The sequence below is a fragment of the Enterobacter sp. 22466 genome (assembly GCF_052044775.1).
Classification (GTDB): domain Bacteria; phylum Pseudomonadota; class Gammaproteobacteria; order Enterobacterales; family Enterobacteriaceae; genus Enterobacter; species Enterobacter dissolvens.
Map to the genome: position 1 here is coordinate 281,200 of NZ_JBQENX010000001.1, position 16,926 is coordinate 298,125.

At 56.3% G+C, this 16,926-nt stretch carries 18 protein-coding genes; 6 read left to right on the forward strand and 12 right to left on the reverse strand.

From position 1 onward, the window contains the following. Positions 1–10: 10 nt before the first annotated feature. On the forward strand, positions 11–1,156 hold the full coding sequence (locus ACTJJI_RS01280) for a porin (protein ID WP_014830928.1): 1,146 nt from the start codon (positions 11–13) through the stop codon (positions 1,154–1,156). A gap of 123 nt (positions 1,157–1,279) precedes the next feature. Here ACTJJI_RS01280 and mnmH read toward each other — a convergent pair whose 3' ends face one another. The 7 genes from mnmH to ppiB form a co-directional block, all read right to left on the reverse strand. Further along, positions 1,280–2,350, reverse strand: a complete 1,071-nt coding sequence (gene mnmH, locus ACTJJI_RS01285) for a tRNA 2-selenouridine(34) synthase MnmH (protein WP_046888527.1) — start codon at positions 2,348–2,350, stop codon at positions 1,280–1,282. A 95-nt stretch (positions 2,351–2,445) separates the two neighbouring features. Further along, positions 2,446–3,513: a 5-(carboxyamino)imidazole ribonucleotide synthase gene (gene purK, locus ACTJJI_RS01290; RefSeq protein WP_232943661.1), complete on the reverse strand. Its 1,068-nt coding sequence runs from the start codon at positions 3,511–3,513 to the stop codon at positions 2,446–2,448. Next, positions 3,510–4,019 (reverse strand): 5-(carboxyamino)imidazole ribonucleotide mutase, encoded by a 510-nt coding sequence (gene purE / locus ACTJJI_RS01295; protein ID WP_013095919.1) that lies wholly within the window; start codon positions 4,017–4,019, stop codon positions 3,510–3,512. The genes purK and purE overlap by 4 nt, the downstream gene beginning before the upstream one ends. 161 nt (positions 4,020–4,180) lie before the next feature. Next, positions 4,181–4,366, reverse strand: coding sequence for a hypothetical protein (locus ACTJJI_RS01300; RefSeq protein WP_046888529.1), 186 nt, complete (start codon positions 4,364–4,366; stop codon positions 4,181–4,183). Between the two features lie 65 nt (positions 4,367–4,431). Next, complete coding sequence (locus ACTJJI_RS01305; RefSeq protein WP_013095921.1) at positions 4,432–4,641, reverse strand: YdgH/BhsA/McbA-like domain containing protein; 210 nt, start codon at positions 4,639–4,641, stop codon at positions 4,432–4,434. A 140-nt stretch (positions 4,642–4,781) separates the two neighbouring features. Next, positions 4,782–5,504 carry a UDP-2,3-diacylglucosamine diphosphatase gene (gene lpxH / locus ACTJJI_RS01310; protein ID WP_440652758.1) on the reverse strand — a complete coding sequence of 241 codons (723 nt, stop codon included), beginning with the start codon at positions 5,502–5,504 and terminating at the stop codon, positions 4,782–4,784. Positions 5,505–5,507: 3 nt separating this feature from the next. After that, on the reverse strand, positions 5,508–6,002 hold the full coding sequence (gene ppiB, locus ACTJJI_RS01315; protein WP_000256009.1) for a peptidylprolyl isomerase B: 495 nt from the start codon (positions 6,000–6,002) through the stop codon (positions 5,508–5,510). A 174-nt stretch (positions 6,003–6,176) separates the two neighbouring features. On the opposite strand from ppiB, the gene cysS reads away from it, so the two are divergent. Next, positions 6,177–7,562 carry a cysteine--tRNA ligase gene (gene cysS, locus ACTJJI_RS01320; RefSeq protein WP_014830933.1) on the forward strand — a complete coding sequence of 462 codons (1,386 nt, stop codon included), beginning with the start codon at positions 6,177–6,179 and terminating at the stop codon, positions 7,560–7,562. 52 nt (positions 7,563–7,614) lie between these two features. Here cysS and ACTJJI_RS01325 read toward each other — a convergent pair whose 3' ends face one another. The 5 genes from ACTJJI_RS01325 to folD form a co-directional block, all read right to left on the reverse strand. Further along, positions 7,615–8,142, reverse strand: coding sequence for a metal-dependent hydrolase (locus tag ACTJJI_RS01325; RefSeq protein WP_014830934.1), 528 nt, complete (start codon positions 8,140–8,142; stop codon positions 7,615–7,617). Positions 8,143–8,216: 74 nt separating this feature from the next. Then, positions 8,217–9,233 carry a Mal regulon transcriptional regulator MalI gene (gene malI, locus ACTJJI_RS01330; RefSeq protein WP_020685029.1) on the reverse strand — a complete coding sequence of 339 codons (1,017 nt, stop codon included), beginning with the start codon at positions 9,231–9,233 and terminating at the stop codon, positions 8,217–8,219. 83 nt (positions 9,234–9,316) lie between these two features. Continuing rightward, on the reverse strand, positions 9,317–10,816 hold the full coding sequence (locus ACTJJI_RS01335) for a PTS transporter subunit EIIC (RefSeq protein ID WP_014830936.1): 1,500 nt from the start codon (positions 10,814–10,816) through the stop codon (positions 9,317–9,319). 234 nt (positions 10,817–11,050) lie between these two features. Further along, the gene (gene ybcJ, locus ACTJJI_RS01340) at positions 11,051–11,263 is read right to left on the reverse strand and encodes a ribosome-associated protein YbcJ (protein ID WP_014830937.1); all 213 of its coding nucleotides are present in this window, start codon (positions 11,261–11,263) and stop codon (positions 11,051–11,053) included. A gap of 1 nt (position 11,264) precedes the next feature. Next, positions 11,265–12,131 (reverse strand): bifunctional methylenetetrahydrofolate dehydrogenase/methenyltetrahydrofolate cyclohydrolase FolD, encoded by an 867-nt coding sequence (folD, locus tag ACTJJI_RS01345; protein WP_013095929.1) that lies wholly within the window; start codon positions 12,129–12,131, stop codon positions 11,265–11,267. Positions 12,132–12,441: 310 nt separating this feature from the next. Between folD and fimA the strand changes: the two genes are divergently transcribed. The 4 genes from fimA to ACTJJI_RS01365 all read left to right on the forward strand — a co-directional run bounded on the left by fimA (position 12,442) and on the right by ACTJJI_RS01365 (position 16,925). Continuing rightward, complete coding sequence (fimA, locus tag ACTJJI_RS01350) at positions 12,442–13,005, forward strand: type 1 fimbrial major subunit FimA (RefSeq protein ID WP_014830938.1); 564 nt, start codon at positions 12,442–12,444, stop codon at positions 13,003–13,005. Between the two features lie 68 nt (positions 13,006–13,073). After that, complete coding sequence (gene fimI, locus ACTJJI_RS01355) at positions 13,074–13,619, forward strand: type 1 fimbrial protein subunit FimI (protein WP_440652763.1); 546 nt, start codon at positions 13,074–13,076, stop codon at positions 13,617–13,619. 34 nt (positions 13,620–13,653) lie between these two features. Further along, positions 13,654–14,346 carry a type 1 fimbria chaperone FimC gene (gene fimC / locus ACTJJI_RS01360; RefSeq protein WP_046888533.1) on the forward strand — a complete coding sequence of 231 codons (693 nt, stop codon included), beginning with the start codon at positions 13,654–13,656 and terminating at the stop codon, positions 14,344–14,346. A 14-nt stretch (positions 14,347–14,360) separates the two neighbouring features. Further along, positions 14,361–16,925 carry a fimbrial biogenesis usher protein gene (locus ACTJJI_RS01365; RefSeq protein WP_014830941.1) on the forward strand — a complete coding sequence of 855 codons (2,565 nt, stop codon included), beginning with the start codon at positions 14,361–14,363 and terminating at the stop codon, positions 16,923–16,925. Position 16,926 lies beyond the last annotated feature (1 nt).

The window sequence follows — 16,926 nt, forward strand, 5'->3', positions numbered from 1 at the left end:
AGGAAAAATAATGACTATAAAAACAACCGCGCTGGCGACAGCTATTGGCGCAGCAGTGGCATTAACCTCCTTCGCATCTCAGGCGGAAATCACGGTTCTTAAGCAAGATCCGCAGGCGGGTAACCCGCTGAGCCGTCTGAACTTTACCGTTGGCGGCAGTATTCGTCCTCAGTTCCAGAACATGACGGGCGACGACGGTAAAAACAGCTACAAACGCAACGGCTTCGACGGCGGCACCCGTTTCCGTTTTGCGGCAGATTACTATCTGTTCGACGACATCAGCTGGATCAGCTACTACGAGCTGGGTGTGAATATCCCTGCCCAGTTCAACTGGGATCATCACTATGCTGACGGTGCCCACGACACCACGCGCCGTATGCTCTACACCGGCCTGAAGAGCGACACCTGGGGTACGCTGACCTTCGGTCAACAGAACAGCGTGTACTATGATGTGGTGGGTGTGAAAACCGATATCTGGGACTACGACATGATCGCCCAGGCACCAGGTAACGGCATCAATGGCGACTACGATGGCTCTTATCGTTCACGCAATATGCTGAAATATAAGAAAACCGTTGGCGATGCTGATATCTACGCCTCTTACCTGTTTGAAGACAGCGAATACCTGCCGGGTAACGGTCTGCGCTACAAGCGTAAAGGCGGCGGTTCCCTGGGTATTGATTACCACCTGACCACCGACCTGACCTGGGGCGCGGCATGGAACTACACCCGTGCGGACATGCGCAACCCGGACAACGGCGACAGCAAAACCTATGACCAGAACATCCTCGGTACCGCGCTCAGCTGGACGCCGGATAACTGGACCTTCTCTGCTGGCGGCGGCTGGTACCAGAACTTCCTGACCACCAAAAAAGTGTCTGTGAACGACTACTTTGCCGGTGACGCATGGGGTATCGAATACTTCGCAGGGTACAAATTCCCAATCAATCAGTATGCGGTTAAATCCATCCAGCCTTACTTCATGGGTGACCGTATCGAGTACGTGAACGGCCGTAACTACCAGCGCATCGACAACGGTGTGGGTATCAGCTTCCAGCTGGACTACGGTTTCCGTGTGGATTACGAACACGTGTTCACCTCCAGCACCGACAACCTGGGCGATATGAACCTGGTGCGTCTGCGTTACGACTTCTAAGGTCGAAACACAGGGTGCGGTCTGATGCCCTCACCCTGGCCCTCTCCCACAGGGAGAGGGTACAAACATTAAAAACGGCAACCAGGTTGCCGTTTTGCTTTTACCTCGCCACCCGGCTTTCTTTTAGCGATCAAGCCACTCAGCAATTTCTTCGTACGTCCCGCGATACACAATCTTCTCCGCTTTCTTCTCCAGCTGATAGCCGTACATCGGGTCGTAATAATCTCTGAGCAGCGGCGCAAGCCAGCTAAAGTGTGCGTCAGTGCTGCCAGAGCGTTGTTGTTCCAGCAGCGCGGAATCTAACAGCGCGGTGAATTCCGCATAACGCTGCAGCCCCAGACGGCGGCGAATGGCGAACAGGCCGTGGTGCAGATACTCGCTATACTCCTTCCAGCCTGCCTCTTCGCCGTAGGCGGCAGAAAAATCGGCCCACATATGGTCGAAATACTCTTCGCGCAGGCGCTCAAGACGAATGTCAAACGGATCCTCTACCACCACGATAGGGGCTTCGGTCATCCGGTCGCGCAGGCATTCCGGCAGATGGTTAGAGCCAATCATCCTGCCCTCATCCTCCAGCACCCAACGTGCAGCATCCTTTTTCAGCAGTTCGACGGCAAGGTGATTTTCAAAGCTTGCCTGGGAAAGCTGTGGCGTGAGCGTGCGGCCAAACGACGAGCCGCGATGGTGAGCCAGCCCTTCCAGATCGATCCCCTGCGCGTGCTGCTTCACCAGCAACGTTTTACCGTTTCCTGTACAGCCGCCGATAAGCACCATCGGTTTTTGTGACTGCTCGAGGGTGACCTGAATCGCCGCCTGACGCAGGGCTTTATAGCCACCGCGTATCAGCGGGTAATCCACACCCGCCTCTTTCAGCCAGGCCTGTGAGATATGCGAGCGCTGTCCACCGCGCGCGCAGCAGAGATAGCCTTCAGGACGGGCAAGACAGGCTTCGCGCCAGGCGTTGATTCGGGCCTCACGCGTGTCGCCGCTCACCAGGCTGTGGCCGAGCGCCAGCGCAGCGTCGGGCCCCTGGCGTTTGTAGCAGGTCCCCACGGCGGCGCGTTCGTCGTCATTCATTAAAGGCAGATTGATTGCCGCAGGCATCGCACCCTGCGCAAATTCTATCGGCGCGCGAACGTCGATTAAGGGGGTATCGGACGCGAGGATCGCGCGATAATCCGTTCCATCGTTCATGGTTATTCCAGAAATCAAAACAGCAATGGACGGGGATTTTACGCGCGTGGGGAGAGGCCGGGGAAGGGGAAGATCAACTCCCCGGCATTTATCGCTTATTTGAGCTTTGACTGCGCCCAGACAATCCCGCTTGCGTATTCCGGCGGCAGGAGAGGGATCATTGCTTCCAGGGTAGCGCTCAGGCGGCCTGCGTCGCTGTCGTTCAGGTTAAGGTGACCCACTTTACGACCCGGACGAACCTCTTTGTCGTACCAGTGCAGATGCACCAGCGGCAGCTTCAGCCAGTCGTAGTTCAGATCGGTACCGATCAGGTTGATCATCACCGACGGGCTGTTGACCACCGGCTGCGGCAGCGGCAGGTCAGTTATGGCGCGCAGGTGCAGCTCAAACTGGCTGATTGATGCGCCGTTTTGGGTCCAGTGGCCGCTGTTGTGAACGCGCGGTGCCAGTTCGTTGATCAGCAGACCGGACGGCGTTACAAAACACTCCATCGCCATCACGCCCACATAACCCAGTTCATGCATAATGGCTGAGAGCATCTCTTCCGCCTGGGCCTGCTGTTCAGCATTGGCCTGCGGGAAGGCGACGCTAGTGCGTAAGATCCCGTCCTGATGCAGGTTATGGGTCAGAGGATAAAATACGGTACGCCCGTCGTTGCCGCGAGCGCCAACCAGCGACACTTCACCGCTAAAGTTGATGCCCTGCTCAACAATGCACTCTCCGTAGCAATCATCCGGCAGTTCGGCGGTGTCGTGCGCGCGTAAACGCCACTGTCCGCGACCGTCATACCCGCCGACGCGACGCTTCACAATCGCCAGTTCGCCCAGCATCGCGAAGACATCGTTCCACTCGTTTTTATCAGACAGCAACTGCCACGGCGCGGTGGCCAGGCCGAGCTTGTCGAACAGCTGTTTTTGCGTCAGACGGTCAGCAATGATGGGGAACACGTCGCGGTTCACAAAAGCGTTATGGCGCGCCAGTTCACGCGTCAGCGCGGTTTCCGGCCAGCGTTCGATCTCGGCGGTTATGACGCTCTGGTGGAACGGCACGGCTTCGGGTTCGGCATCCAGACCGACCGGCCAGACGGCAATGCCCAGCGGTTCGCCGGCCTGGCGCAGCATGCGGCCTAACTGACCGTTACCGAGAACGCAAACCTGCTTCATGCCGCACCCCGCGGGTCCGGGTTGTCCAGCACCTCGTCGGTCTGGGCTTTACGCCAGTCAGCCAGACGCTGGTGTAAGGCTTTATCGTGCGTCGCCAGAATCTGCGCCGCCAGCAAAGCCGCGTTTGCCGCGCCCGCTTTGCCGATGGCCAGCGTACCCACAGGAATACCACGCGGCATCTGCACGATGGAGTAAAGGCTGTCGACACCGCTCAGTGCGGCGCTCTGCACCGGAACACCCAGTACCGGCACCAGCGTTTTGGCGGCAATCATGCCTGGCAGATGTGCTGCGCCGCCCGCACCGGCAATGATCACCTCGTAACCGTTCTCTTGCGCGCTTTCGGCAAAGCTGAACAGTTTATCCGGCGTGCGGTGTGCGGAAACCACTTCAACGTGGTGAGGAACATTCAGGATTTCAAAGATTTCGGCGGCGAACTGCATGGTAGCCCAGTCGCTTTTGGACCCCATCACGATGGCGACACGCGCCGGATTATTGCGGGAAGACATGCGTCTTAAAACTCCTGTGGTGCGAAACACACTGCTTTCGAGGGCACAGAGAATAGCATGTAATACGGGCAAGGAAAACGGTTGCGCGGTTAAAAACTGAGCCGTTGTGGCGCCCTGAGGATAACAAAACAGACCGCGTTCAGGCGGTCTGTTTTGAGAGGTTACTGAAGATCCCCTGCGGTCAGGTTCTCTTTGTCGAACGCGTGGCTGACATCAATATGATTCACCAGGCTGGTGTCGATATTCGAGCCTGCTTCCGGTGTGGAGAAGCCTTTCTCCGCCGCCATCGCGCCAGTGGACAGTCCGGCCGCCAGCAGCAGGGCACTTACGATGCTGATTTTTTTCATTCTCTTTCCTTCCTCATCGTCTTGTCGCTGTCGCAGATGGACTGGCGGCACGGCAATCAGTGGTCTTATTTAGTCAGTTCTGCGGTCATGTGCACGCGGTTGTTGAACTGTGCGCTGGTGATTTTGTAAGACGCGCCCTGTTCAGCAGCCTGAGCGGCAATTTTCGCTTCTGCACGGTCAAGGGTAGAGGCTGTCGCGCTGACGCTTTGTGCGAAAGAACCGAAAGAGATCAGAGACAGAGCGGCAACTGCAACGAAAGTTTTGATAGATTTCATGGTCGTATTCCTTAAGTGTTTTGTTTGGGATAGGGCGTGTTGCCCTGATGTGATAAATGATAGGCCGACCACGGGCTGATTAAAATCGAAACAATTTGCCGATATCGTTCAAAAAAATAGAATGAATTTTGCGGGAGAGATTAAAACGGAAAAGCGATCAGTTCCACGCCTTCAGGCGTGACTTTAACCATCGATCCTTCGCTGTGCCAGGCACCCAGTACCACACGGTGAGCCGCTTCGCCGTTGGCGACCAACGTATGCACGTCGGGACGGTGGGTATGACCGTGGATCAACCACTGGACGTGGTGTTTCTCCATCACGTTCACCACCGCCTGCGTGTTGACGTCCATGATGGTCATCGACTTGCTGCTGTTGGCGGCTTTACTGCCCGCGCGCATTCTGGCGGCGATACGGTTACGGATAAACAGCGGCAGGGCAAGGAATACCTTTTGGATCCATGGGGTGTGGACCTTCGCACGAAACGCCTGATAGCCGGTATCGTCAGTACAGAGCGTGTCACCGTGCATGATCAGGACTTTTCGACCATAGAGATCAAGCACCTGTTCTTCTGGCAGCAGCGTCATGCCGCTTTCGCGGGCGTAGCGAGGACCGACCAGAAAATCGCGGTTGCCGTGAATGAAGTAGCAGGGAACGCCGGAGGTGACCAGCGCGTGAATGGCGGCAGCCATTTCACGATGCAGAGGGTTCGGGTCGTCGTCGCCGATCCAGGCTTCAAACAGGTCGCCAAGGATGTAAAGCGCGTCGGCGCTTCTGGCTTCACCCGCTAAAAAACGCAGAAAACCGGCGGTGATCGCCGGTTCTTCTGTTTGCAGGTGCAAATCTGCAATAAAGAGTGTCGCCACGAATTACTCGCTGACGGTCACGCTGGTAATCACAACGTCTTCTTTTGGAACGTCCTGATGCATGCCGCTGCGGCCGGTGGAAACGGCTTTGATCTTGTCGACCACGTCCATACCTTCAACCACTTCTGCGAATACGCAGTAGCCCCAACCCTGCAGGCTTTCGCCGGAGAAGTTCAGGAAGTCGTTGTCAGCCACGTTGATGAAGAACTGCGCGGTGGCTGAGTGAGGTGCCTGAGTACGCGCCATCGCCAGCGTGCCACGGGTGTTTTTCAGACCGTTGTTGGCTTCGTTTTTGATCGCTTCTTTGGTTTCTTTCTGGCGCATGCCAGGTTCAAAACCGCCGCCCTGGATCATAAAACCGTTGATCACACGGTGGAAGATGGTGTTGTTGTAGAAACCTTCGCGGCAGTAGTCCAGGAAGTTTTTAACTGTTTCAGGCGCTTTGTCATCAAAGGTTTTGATTACGATATCGCCATGATTAGTGTGGAAAGTAACCATTTTTGCATCCTGTTCCGTTATTGTGGTACGTCGACCCGCGTTCGGGTCATATATAGGGGCCTGTTATAGCATAACCACAGGATGCGATCACCTTGCATTGTGTGCTGCTTCGGGTTTGAATTACGGGTAGAATACCCGGTTTTCGTCCACACACGTGTTTACATGGAATCTTCGATGTTAAAAATCTTTAATACAATGACGCGCCAGAAAGAGGAATTTAAACCTATCCATGCCGGGGAAGTCGGCATGTACGTGTGTGGTATTACGGTTTACGATCTCTGTCATATCGGCCATGGCCGTACCTTTGTCGCGTTCGACGTGGTGTCTCGTTACCTGCGTTTCCTCGGGTATAACCTGAAGTACGTGCGCAACATCACCGATATTGACGACAAAATCATCAAGCGCGCTAATGAAAATGGCGAAAGCTTTGTCGCGCTGGTGGATCGTATGATCGTTGAGATGCACAAAGATTTCGACGCGTTAAACATTTTGCGCCCGGACAGCGAGCCGCGTGCAACCCACCATATTCATGAAATTATCGACATCACTGAAAAGCTGATCGCACGCGGTCATGCGTACGTTGCGGACAATGGCGACGTGATGTTCTCGGTGCCAACCGATCCCACCTACGGCTCGTTGTCCCGTCAGGATCTTGACCAGCTTCAGGCCGGCGCGCGCGTTGACGTGGTCGACGTGAAGCGTAACCCAATGGACTTCGTGCTGTGGAAGATGTCCAAAGAGGGTGAACCAAGCTGGCCATCTCCATGGGGTGAAGGGCGTCCAGGCTGGCACATTGAGTGCTCGGCGATGAACTGCAAACAGCTGGGCAAACACTTCGATATTCACGGCGGCGGTTCAGACCTCATGTTCCCGCACCACGAAAACGAAATCGCGCAGTCCACCTGTGCGCACGGCGGCGAGTATGTGAACTACTGGATGCACTCCGGGATGGTGATGGTTGATCGCGAGAAGATGTCTAAATCGCTGGGCAACTTCTTCACCGTACGTGACGTGCTGAAGTATTACGATGCGGAAACCGTACGTTACTTCCTGATGTCCGGTCACTACCGCAGCCAGCTGAATTACAGCGAAGAGAACCTGAAACAGGCGCGCTCGGCGCTGGAGCGTCTGTACACCGCGCTGCGCGGTACCGACAAGTCCGTGGAGGCTGCGGGTGGCGAGGCGTTCGAGGCCCGTTTTGTTGAGGTGATGAACGATGATTTCAACACGCCGGAAGCCTACTCCGTGCTGTTCGACATGGCGCGTGAAGTCAACCGTCTGAAGTCAGAAGATATGGCGGCAGCGAATGCGCTGGCTTCTCACCTGCGCAAACTCTCTTCCGTGCTCGGCCTGCTGGAGCAGGAGCCTGATGCCTTCCTGCAGAGCGGCGCACAGGCGGATGACGGTGAAGTGGCGGAGATTGAAGCGCTGATTAACGCACGTCTCGAAGCCCGTCAGGCTAAAGACTGGGCGGCAGCAGATGCGGCGCGTAACCGTCTGACCGAGATGGGGATCATCCTGGAAGATGGCCCTCAGGGGACCACCTGGCGCCGTAAGTAATTTTCCTCTCACCCTAACCCTCTCCCTGTGGGAGAGGGCCGGGGTGAGGGCATCAGCGCGCACGCTTTCGCCACCACAACAATCCCATCAGCACCACCCCCGGCAGCCATACCCACAGCAGTTCAGAGATAATCACCTGATGCCCGTACGGCGTGGTGTAGCGAGACAGCGCAAACGGCGCGACCTTGATCACCTGCCACGGCGCAAAGAACCGTTCATCTGACCACGGCCACAGCCAGCCGACGCCTTTCCCGCCGGTGGTGATGGAATCGAGCAGGCTGTGCGACAGCAGCGACACGGTTAAAAACAGCCAGCAGCGCGTCAAACTTGCCCTGAACCATCGTCGCCCGAACAGTACGCAGAGTATCGGCACCACGAAGGCAAACAGCAGTGAATGGGTAAAGCCGCGATGGCCGAAAACGTTGCCGTAAGCAACGCCGAACTTAAACGCCAGCACGTCGGCATCGGGCAGCATTGCGAGCACGACACCGGCGAAAAGCAGGCGGGGAGGGATAACCCGGGTTCCCAGACCTAAGCCCAGGCAAAGCGGAACAGCAGCGTGAGTGATAACGGTAGGCATCGTAATTTTCCATGACAAATCATGGCAATATAGCAGCGATTTCGCTGGAACTGACCTGTGCTAAATTCCGATTTTTACGCCGATTCCCGCGCGATAAGCTGGCCGGAGAGGGTAATGCGCTGCGTCTGCAGCTCTGGCTCTTTCAGCTTACGGATGATAAGACCCGCCGCCTGGCGGCCTGTCTCGTCACTGGCGGAGGAGACATAGGTAAACGACGGCGAGGTCAGGTTGACGTGCAGCATATCTTCAAAGCCCACCAGTGCGACCTGCTGCGTCAGAAATACGTCTTTTCCCACGGTGCGGCCCACCTGATGAATACCGCTAATGCAGCCGATCATCGCATCCGGTGAATGGCAGAGCAGGGCGGTGATGGTGTTGTTTTTCTCGAGCAACTGGCGGGTCGCCATCGCCGCGGCTTGCGTGTCATCGCTGCAGGCCGGGGAGCTTTCATCGCGCCACACCAGCCCGTTCTGGGTCATTGCGCTGCGAAATCCGAGCAGGCGTTGCTCGCGAATAAGACAGCCTTCCCGCCCGCCAATGTAGGCGATGTTGCGGTGCCCACGTTCAATAAGATAGCGCGCGGCCAGGTTCGCCGCCTGGCGGTTATCGCGCATCACCAGGTTGCATTTTTCATCCAACAGAGACTGCGAGACCACCACCAGCGGCAGCGGACACTGGCGGATCTGCTCCGGCAGGGTTGAGGAGCGCGTATCAGAGGCGAGATAGATCACGCCCGCCACGCCCTGTTGCTTAAAGGAGAGCAGAGTACGCTCTAAATGTTCCCGATCGTTCAGCGGCTGGCCGAGAAAAACCATATACCCCTGCTTCTCCAGCTCCTGGACGATACTCGCCATGACTTTGATGGAAAAGCTGTCGCTAAAATCACGCAGGATCAGGCCGATCAGGTTGGAGGTGTTGGCGCGAAGGTTGGCAGCGGCAACGTTATGAACATAGCCCAGCGTCGTGATGGCGGCATTGACCTTCTCGATCGTTGCTTCGGAGATTTTCCCTTTCTGACGCAGCACCAGCGATACGGTAGAGACCGACACCCCCGCGTGCTTTGCGACATCAATGATGCTGACTTTCTTCAAAACCGCTCCCTGAAATTTACCGATTATCAGCCAGATACGACACGTCTCTCAGCCTACAGGAGACGTGTCGTTCCGGCATCTTATTATTTGCCAATCATGGTGGACATGGTCTGGGCGATAAACTGTGCTCTGGCACCGAAAATCACCTGAATTCCGTTATCACCCACGAAGACCACGCCGCGCGCGCCGAGCCCGTTCAGGCCATCTTTATCCACCGCATCGCTTTTTGCCACTTCCAGGCGCAGACGGGTGATACAGGAGCCAACGGAGTCGATGTTGTGCGCACCGCCCAGCAGGGTAATGATTTCGGTGGCGAGTTCAGAATCGGATTTATCATCCGCGCTGGCGGTTACTTCGGTACGGCCCGGCGTTTTCACGTCAAAGCGACGGATCACGAAACGGAAGGTGAAGTAATAAATCAGGCCCATCGGAATACCAATGATAATGGCATTGAGGAAGTTGGTCTGATAGCCGTTAAATGACGGCAGGATCCCGAACGACAGATAATCGATAAAGCCTGCTGAGAACGACTTGGCGATATGGGCGTGCAGCAGATACATGGTCATGTACGCCAGACCCGCCATAATGGCGTTGAAGACGTAGAGGATCGGCGCAACGAAGATGAACGTGAATTCCACCGGTTCGGTGATCCCCGTCAGGAAGCAGGTGAGTGCCGCAGAGAACAGAATACCGGCCGCGATTTTCTTATTTTTGGTGTGTGCTTCATGATACATCGCCAGACACGCCGCAGGCAGTGCGAACAGCATCAGCGGGAATTCCCCTTGCATGAACTTACCGGCGTTCTGGTAAGTGTCGCTGCTGAAGGATTTCACCCCTTCTTCCAGCATCTTGAACCAGATGGTCTGGTCGCCGTGGATCACCTGGCCTGCCTGGGTGGTGTAATCACCAAATGAGTACCAGAAAGAGGGATACCAGATGTGGTGCAGACCGAGCGGGATCAGCGCACGTTCGACCAGGCCGAAGATAAAGGTCGAGGCGGCCTGATTATCGCCGTTCACCACCACGGAGAGCGCGTCGATACCGGCCTGGATGTGTTGCCAGACGTAGGGCAGCAGCAGGCCGAGCAGGAACGAGAGAAACGCCGTGGCAATCGCCACAAAGCGTTTGCCGGAGAAGAAGCCGAGGAACTCCGGCAGTTGCATAGTGTGGAAACGGTTATAGCACCACGCCGCCAGAATACCGCAGATCAGCCCGCCAAAGACGCCCATCTGCAGCGTCGGGATGCCGACCACCATGGCGTATTTTCCGCCCTGAGAGGCCATTTCTGGCGTGATGCTCAGCACGGTACTGATGGTGATATTGGTGACAAACACCGAGACGGCGGCAGACAGCGCGGCAATGCCGGATTCCGATGCCAGACCTACGGCGGAGCCAATGGCAAACAGCATCGGCAGGTTATCAAAGATAACCCCACCCGCGTTCATCATCAGCGGCAGGTGAAACTTATCGCCAAAGGCCAGCAGCAGGCCCGCAGCGGGAAGCAGTGAAATTGGCAGCATTAAGGCGCGACCAATCATCGATAACTTAGACAGCGATTTAACAAACCCTGATATCAGACTCATGCTGATTTCCCCCGAGAAGCGCTTTTTTTGGCGCTGTTATTGTAAGTAGAACGTTTTAGTAGAACGTTCTACTTATCGTGGGCAAAGCGTGAAAAACGCGCAACTCAATTTTCACTTTTCAGCAGATGAAATAGTGATTATTTGAAGTTGATCGATAATTAACCGTGATGGGTATGGGGGGATTGTCATCCCCTCTCCCTGTGGGAGAGGGTTAGGGTGAGGGCATCAAAAGACTCAGGCCGTAACCGTCACGCTCTGGCCGTCAAAGCTGACAGTCTGACCGGCAACAATCTTGCAGCGCTTACGGGTTTCTACCACGCCGTCGACGAAAACCTGCCCGTCGGCAATCACGATCTTGGCCTGCGCGCCGCTTTCGCTCCAGCCTTCCAGCTTCAGCAGATCGCACAGTTCAACGTGTGGGTGTTTACCTAATGAAAATGTCGCCATATTACGCGTCCTCTACGTCGTGATACTCCTCGCATGCCTGCAAGGTATTCTGAATCAGGGTGGCAACGGTCATCGGGCCTACGCCGCCCGGCACCGGGGTGATGTAAGAGGCACGCGCCGCGGCGTCTTCGTAAACCACGTCGCCGACCACTTTGCCGTTTTCCAGACGGTTAATCCCGACGTCCACGACAATTGCCCCTTCCTTAATCCATTCCCCAGGAATGAAGCCTGGCTTACCGACCGCGACGATCAGCAGATCGGCGTTCTCAACGTGATGACGCAGGTTCTTGGTGAAGCGGTGGGTCACGGTGGTGGTGCAGCCGGCCAGCAGCAGCTCCATGCTCATCGGACGGCCCACGATGTTGGAGGCGCCAATTACTACGGCATTCAGACCGTAGGTGTCGATGTTATAACGCTCCAGCAGCGTCACGATACCGCGCGGGGTGCAGGGACGCAGGCGCGGCGCGCGCTGGCACAGACGGCCAACGTTGTACGGGTGGAAACCGTCCACGTCTTTATCCGGCGCGATACGCTCCAGCACCTTCACGTTGTCGATGCCTGCCGGCAGCGGCAGCTGGACCAGAATACCGTCGATCTCTTTATCGGCATTCAGGGTGTCAATAAGTTCCAGCAGTTCTGCTTCGGTGGTGGTTTCTGGCAAATCGTAAGAGCGGGAGACGAACCCCACCTCTTCACACGCTTTGCGCTTGCTGCCGACATAAATCTGCGATGCCGGGTTGCTACCAACCAGCACAACGGCGAGCCCTGGTGCGCGAAATCCAGCCGCTTTACGCGCCTTAACTTTTTCCGCGACCTCAGAGCGCACCTGCTGCGCAATCGTTTTACCGTCAATAATCTTTGCTGCCATCAGAGAGAAGATTCCGTCTGTAACGTTTGAAAGGGGGGATGGCCTGTATTTTGTCAGAAGCGAGCGCCGCTGTCAGTCACCCTTTGCGAGTTTTCCTCCGGCGGGCGTAAAGACCCTTCCCGGATGATGGTCAATTTCTTAGGCGGGATTAGGATGTGACCTGGTAAAATGGCAGCGTTTTGACATATTTAAAAATAGTTTCCTGAGCTACTTTGTCTCCTCCGAAATAAGCTTTCAATTTTTCAATTGAACGTATTTCTTATTCCCGATAATTCGCGGGAAGGGTTATTTACATTTTAAAGGAATAGACATGAAACTCAGCAACATTGCTTCTACTGTTATTGCTTCACTGGCCCTGGTCGCGGGTGCCGCTCACGCTGCGGATCCGGTTACGCCAGTTTCTGTAAATGGCGGTACCGTGCATTTTAAAGGTGAACTGGTTAATGCTGCATGTTCAGTAAATACCGATTCTTCCGAGCAGACTGTTAATCTCGGTCAATACCGTACCGCGAAATTCACCAAAGTGGGTGACACGACGTCTAATATTCCATTCACCATCGAACTGAACGATTGCGATCCGCTGGTGGCGAAAACGGCTGCTGTAGCGTTTACCGGTCAGATCGACGCGACCGACAAAACCCTGCTGGCAGTGACTTCCGGTAGCAACGACAACACCGCGAAAGGTGTTGGTATCGAGATCCTCGACAGCAAATCCAGCGTTCTGACCCCAGACGGTGCCACCTTCTCTGCAGCGCAGAACCTGATCCAGGGTACCAACACCCTGAACTTCAGCGCGCGTTATAAAGCAACGGCGGCGACCACTGAACCAGGCCAGGCGAACGCTGACGCCACTTTCGTTATGAAATACGAATAATTCCGCCGTACAGGGATGTTTTGGCCTCACGGATGAGGCCCGTTATACGCTCAGGCCAGGAACGAAGGATGACAAGGACAGGAACACTACTGCTGTTAACCCTTGCGATGGCTTCTCAGGCATTCGCCCATACGGTGGTGATTGACGGCGGCAAAGTACACCTCAGAGGTGAACTGGTGAACGGCGGCTGCGCCGTGGCGCCGGACAGCCAGAATATGCGCATCGACATGGGGCAGTACCGAACCAACTCATTTTCCGGGGTGGGCAGTTTTTCTACGGTTAATGTGCCTTTCACCGTGCGGCTGCTGGATTGCAGCGTGGATGTCTCACGCACCGTCGGGATCCAGTTTCAGGGCATCACGCCCGCAGAAGATCCGCAGGTTTTTCTGGCGACATCGCGGCCAGGTGAAACACCCATCAGCAGCGGGGTGGGGCTGGCGCTCTTTGACGAACAACAGCGTCAGATTATCCCCAACGCCACGGCGGTCAACTGGCTGCCGATTGAGACCCGCGAGCTTGCGTTTCATTTTAGCGCCCGTTATCGCGCTATTTCCGAACACCTTGTGCCAGGCAATATTCAGTCGGATGTCTGGTTTACGTTGATTTATCCATAACACCTGCGAACACATTATTAAAGGTACGGTTTTGATGAATACGCTAATTAAACCAGGACTGATTTTATCGTTTATTTTAATGATGGTTTCTGCATGCGCGAATGCGTCCGGTGGTATTGCACTCGGAGCCACGCGCGTTATTTATCCGGCAGATGCTAAACAAACTTCACTGGCGATCACCAACAGCAACAAACAAGAACGCTATTTAATAAACGCATGGATCGAAAATGCGAACGGGCAAAAGGAAAAGACCTTTGCCGTTACGCCTCCGCTGTTTGTCAGTGAACCGGACAGCGAAAACACCCTGCGCATTATTTATGCCGGCCCCGCGCTGCCCGCCGATCGTGAATCGCTCTTTTACATGAACGTGAAAGCGATCCCGTCAGTGAACAAAGCCAAAACCGAAAACAACAACGTGCTGCAACTGGCCATCCTGTCGCGTATCAAGCTGTTTGTGCGCCCGAACAATCTGGCGATGCAGCCGGAAGAGGCGCTCTCTCAGTTGCGCTTTGAGCGTGTTGGCACCCATCTGAAGATCAGCAACGCGTCACCGTATTACATCACGCTGGTCAATCTGAAGCTGGGCGGTCAGACGCTGGACAACATTATGATCGCGCCAAAGAACTCGGCGCAGCAGACGCTGCCGGCCGGTGCGGGCGGTACGCTCTCCTGGCAGAGCGTCAATGACTACGGTGCCATTACTCCGGCGCGTAGCGTCAACCTGTGAGCAGAGTCAGGGCGATGAATAATCATCAATGGCGTTACTGCCCGGTTGCACTGGCGCTGATGGCAACGCTCTGGCCGCAGGCGGGCTGGAGCGAAAGCTACTTTAATCCGGCCTTTTTGTCCGACGATACCGCCAGCGTGGCGGATTTATCGCGTTTTGAACAAGGTCATCAGCAGGCACCCGGCGTGTATCGCGTGGATATCTGGCGCAACGATGAGTTTATCGCGACCCAGGACGTGCGCTTTGAGCAGGCCGACGATACACCCCCGGTCGCGGGTGGGCTGGCGCCGTGCATCACGCGTAAAATGCTGGAGCGGTTTGGCGTTAACATCGCCGCGTTTCCCGATCTGGTTAACGTGCAGGGCGATACCTGTGTCCCGCTGGCAAAAGCGATCCCCGGGAGCCTGGTCGCGTTTAACTTCGCCTCACAGCGTCTGAATATCAGCCTGCCGCAGGTGGCGATGCAGAACAGCGCCCGTGGCTATATCCCGCCTGAACAGTGGGATGAAGGGATCCCCGCCGCGCTGTTGAACTACAGCTTTACCGGCAACCGGGGAAGCGAGGACGACAGCTACTATCTGAACCTGCAGAGCGGGCTGAACTATGGCGCCTGGCGTTTACGCAATAACGGTGCCTGGCGTTATACGCAGAACAACGGCCAGCGGCACAGTAACTGGCAGAACATTGGCACCTGGGCGCAGCGTACCGTCATTCCCCTCAAAAGCGAACTGGTGCTGGGCGACAGCAATACCGGCAATGATGTCTTTGACAGCGTCGGTTTTCGCGGCGGGCGGCTGTTCTCGTCCGACAGCATGTACCCGGACAGCCTGCAGGGCTACGCGCCAACCGTGCGCGGTATCGCCCGGACGCCAGCCAAAGTGGTCGTTCGCCAGAACGGCTACGTTATCTATCAGAGCTACGTCCAGCCTGGTGCGTTTGCCATCACCGATCTGAACCCCACCTCCTCAAGCGGCGATCTGGAGGTGACGGTGGAAGAGAAAGACGGTAGCCAGCAACGCTATACCGTGCCGTACTCCACCGTGCCGCTGCTGCAGCGTGAAGGACGCTGGAAATATGACCTCGTGGCAGGGGATTACCGCAGCGGTAACAGCGATCAGGACACGCCGTTCTTTACCCAGGGCACGCTGATTACCGGTCTTGCCAATGGCTTCACCCTGTACGGCGGTACGCAGCTGGCGTCGCGCTATACCGCAGTGGCCATTGGTGCCGGGAAAAACCTCGGTGACTGGGGCGCGGTGTCCGTCGATGTCACCCATGCCCGCAGCCAGTTGGCGGACGACAGCCGCCATGAAGGCCAGTCCCTGCGTTTCCTGTATGCAAAATCACTTAACGGATTCGGCACCAACTTCCAGCTGCTGGGCTATCGCTACTCCACGAAAGGGTTTTACACCCTGGATGATGTGGCCTGGCGTTCGATGGAAGGCTATCAGTATGCCGACAGCCAGGATGATGACGGCGTGCCGGACGTACAGAGTTATCACAACCTGACATGGAATAAAAAAGGGCGCTTCCAGCTCAATATCTCTCAGTCGCTGGGTGATTACGGCTCAGTCTATGTTTCCGGCAGCGAGCAGACCTACTGGGGCACCAGCCAGTCGAACCTCTGGTATCAGCTCGGCTATGCCGGGGGCGTAAAAGGGATCAACTACTCCCTGTCATGGTCGTGGAACAAGTCCGTCGGGATCGAGGGCACGGACCGGATCGCGTCGTTTAACGTCTCGGTGCCGTTCAGCCTCTTTACCCGTCAGGGGTATCGTCGGGACAGTGCCATCGACCGCGCCTACGCCACGGCGTCAGCCAGCCGCAACAGCGACGGTGATACCAGCTGGCAAACCGGGGTCAGCGGCACCCTGCTGGAAGATCGCAACCTGAACTACAGCGTTACGCAGGGGCACACCAGTACCAACGGCTCAAGCGGTAGCGCCAGCGCGAACTGGCAGGCGACCTACGGCACGTTGGGTGTGGGCTACAACTACGCGCGCGATCAGCACGATCTCAACTGGCAGCTCGCCGGTGGGGTGGTGGGCCATGCCGACGGTGTCACTTTCAGCCAGCCGCTGGGGGATACCAACGTCCTGATTAAAGCGCCGGGAGCATCGGGTGTCAGCGTGGAAAACCAGACCGGGGTGAAAACCGACTGGCGAGGCTACGCGGTGATGCCGTATGCCACCGTCTACCGCTATAACCGCGTGGCGCTGGATACCAACTCCATGAGTAACAACACCGACATCGAAAATAACGTCAGCAGCGTGGTGCCGACCAAAGGCGCGCTGGTGCGCGCCAGCTTCGATACCCGTATTGGCGTGCGTGCCCTGCTGACCGTGACGCGCGGCAACCAGCCAGTGCCGTTTGGTGCCGTGGTCCGTGAAACCCAGAGCGGGGTCACCAGCATGGTGGGCGATGACGGGCAGATTTACCTGAGCGGCCTGCCGCTGGAAGGGGAGTTGCTTATTCAGTGGGGCAATGGGATGCAGTCCCAGTGTCGTGCGCACTATCGTTTATCGCCTGAAAGCCAAAACCAGGCCATTACCATGGCGGGGGCAAGCTGTGACCGTTAAC

What these genes read in the sequence shown, in the direction of transcription:
- ACTJJI_RS01305 (WP_013095921.1), bottom strand. Translation starts at nt 4,641, where the DNA reads ATGAAATCTATCAAAACTTTCGTTGCAGTTGCCGCTCTGTCTCTGATC.
- ACTJJI_RS01300 (WP_046888529.1), bottom strand. Translation starts at nt 4,366, where the DNA reads ATGAAAAAAATCAGCATCGTAAGTGCCCTGCTGCTGGCGGCCGGACTG.
- ACTJJI_RS01335 (WP_014830936.1), bottom strand. Translation starts at nt 10,816, where the DNA reads ATGAGTCTGATATCAGGGTTTGTTAAATCGCTGTCTAAGTTATCGATG.
- fimI (WP_440652763.1), top strand. Translation starts at nt 13,074, where the DNA reads ATGACAAGGACAGGAACACTACTGCTGTTAACCCTTGCGATGGCTTCT.
- ybcJ (WP_014830937.1), bottom strand. Translation starts at nt 11,263, where the DNA reads ATGGCGACATTTTCATTAGGTAAACACCCACACGTTGAACTGTGCGAT.
- ACTJJI_RS01280 (WP_014830928.1), top strand. Translation starts at nt 11, where the DNA reads ATGACTATAAAAACAACCGCGCTGGCGACAGCTATTGGCGCAGCAGTG.
- fimC (WP_046888533.1), top strand. Translation starts at nt 13,654, where the DNA reads ATGAATACGCTAATTAAACCAGGACTGATTTTATCGTTTATTTTAATG.
- purE (WP_013095919.1), bottom strand. Translation starts at nt 4,019, where the DNA reads ATGTCTTCCCGCAATAATCCGGCGCGTGTCGCCATCGTGATGGGGTCC.
- fimA (WP_014830938.1), top strand. Translation starts at nt 12,442, where the DNA reads ATGAAACTCAGCAACATTGCTTCTACTGTTATTGCTTCACTGGCCCTG.
- mnmH (WP_046888527.1), bottom strand. Translation starts at nt 2,350, where the DNA reads ATGAACGATGGAACGGATTATCGCGCGATCCTCGCGTCCGATACCCCC.
- ACTJJI_RS01325 (WP_014830934.1), bottom strand. Translation starts at nt 8,142, where the DNA reads ATGCCTACCGTTATCACTCACGCTGCTGTTCCGCTTTGCCTGGGCTTA.
- ACTJJI_RS01365 (WP_014830941.1), top strand. Translation starts at nt 14,361, where the DNA reads ATGAATAATCATCAATGGCGTTACTGCCCGGTTGCACTGGCGCTGATG.
- ppiB (WP_000256009.1), bottom strand. Translation starts at nt 6,002, where the DNA reads ATGGTTACTTTCCACACTAATCATGGCGATATCGTAATCAAAACCTTT.
- cysS (WP_014830933.1), top strand. Translation starts at nt 6,177, where the DNA reads ATGTTAAAAATCTTTAATACAATGACGCGCCAGAAAGAGGAATTTAAA.
- purK (WP_232943661.1), bottom strand. Translation starts at nt 3,513, where the DNA reads ATGAAGCAGGTTTGCGTTCTCGGTAACGGTCAGTTAGGCCGCATGCTG.
- folD (WP_013095929.1), bottom strand. Translation starts at nt 12,131, where the DNA reads ATGGCAGCAAAGATTATTGACGGTAAAACGATTGCGCAGCAGGTGCGC.